Genomic DNA, 1,107 nt, shown 5'->3' on the forward strand with positions numbered 1-1,107 from the left:
AACAAGGTAGCCCTAGGGGAACCTGGGGCTGGATCACCTCCTTATACGAAGATATTTACGATGAGTACCCACACAGATTGATTAGGTTTAGAAAAGTAAAGAGATGAAGAACTCCCAAGTTCTTCGAAGTTTGTTTCTACTTTTAAAGTAGAGATGAATTGCAGTGTCCCGTTCGTCTAGAGGCCTAGGACACCGCCCTTTCACGGCGGTAACAGGGGTTCGACTCCCCTACGGGATACCATTGGGTCGTTAGCTCAGTTGGTAGAGCAGTTGACTTTTAATCAATTGGTCGCAGGTTCGAATCCTGCACGACCCACCATTTCCTCCCAAGGAAATAAAATTTGGGGCGATTAGCTCAGTTGGGAGAGCACCTGCCTTACAAGCAGGGGGTCACTGGTTCGAGCCCGGTATCGCCCACCATTTCCTCCCAAGGAAATAAAAATATGGGGCTATAGCTCAGCTGGGAGAGCGCCTGCCTTGCACGCAGGAGGTCTGCGGTTCGATCCCGCATAGCTCCACCATTCTTTCTCCATGTAAGAATGGCTTTTATTTTCACTTTTTAAAAAGTGAAGACAAAAGAACATCATGGGCGATTAGCTCAGTTGGGAGAGCACCTGCCTTACAAGCAGGGGGTCACTGGTTCGAGCCCGGTATCGCCCACCATCTTTAAGCACACTTTTCTTAGTAATAGAAAACTGAGTGTATTTAAAAATGGTTTTGAAAGTTTAATGCTTTAAAAACTCTTGCTCTTTAACAATTTGGAAAGCTGACTGATTTAAATAACGAAGTTATTTAAATCAAATTTAAAAGTTCTCAATGTTTATCTTTCATTAGGTAAACACAACAAACACATTCAAGTGTCTTGTATTCGAATGATCAGAAATGATTGTTCATTTTTTGATTCTACTTTTTATTAAAAAGTGGAAACAAAAAGTAAATTGAGTCCGGCAAACAGTCATTAAGAATTAACCCTTCTTGATGACAACCAAAAACCTTGGTTGCTTTTTGTCTTCACTTTTTAAAAGTGAAAGCAAATTTGTATCATACACAAGACCCTTTCGGGTTGTATGGTTAAGTGACTAAGCGTACACGGTGGATGCCTTGGCA

Annotated in this window: 5 tRNA genes; all 5 read left to right on the forward strand. The window is 41.8% G+C overall.

Annotated elements, in window-relative coordinates:
- Positions 1-165 precede the first annotated feature (165 nt).
- A tRNA-Glu gene (locus AB6E52_RS23085) sits at positions 166-241 on the forward strand.
- Positions 242-243: 2 nt separating this feature from the next.
- Positions 244-319 (forward strand) — tRNA-Lys (locus tag AB6E52_RS23090).
- A gap of 25 nt (positions 320-344) precedes the next feature.
- Positions 345-420 (forward strand) — tRNA-Val (locus tag AB6E52_RS23095).
- Between the two features lie 25 nt (positions 421-445).
- Positions 446-521: transfer RNA gene (locus AB6E52_RS23100), tRNA-Ala, on the forward strand.
- 66 nt (positions 522-587) lie between these two features.
- A tRNA-Val gene (locus tag AB6E52_RS23105) sits at positions 588-663 on the forward strand.
- The last annotated feature ends 444 nt before the right edge of the window (positions 664-1,107 follow it).

Origin of the sequence: Vibrio sp. 10N.247.311.13 (assembly GCF_041467595.1) — a bacterium.
Lineage (GTDB): Bacteria > Pseudomonadota > Gammaproteobacteria > Enterobacterales > Vibrionaceae > Vibrio > Vibrio crassostreae_C.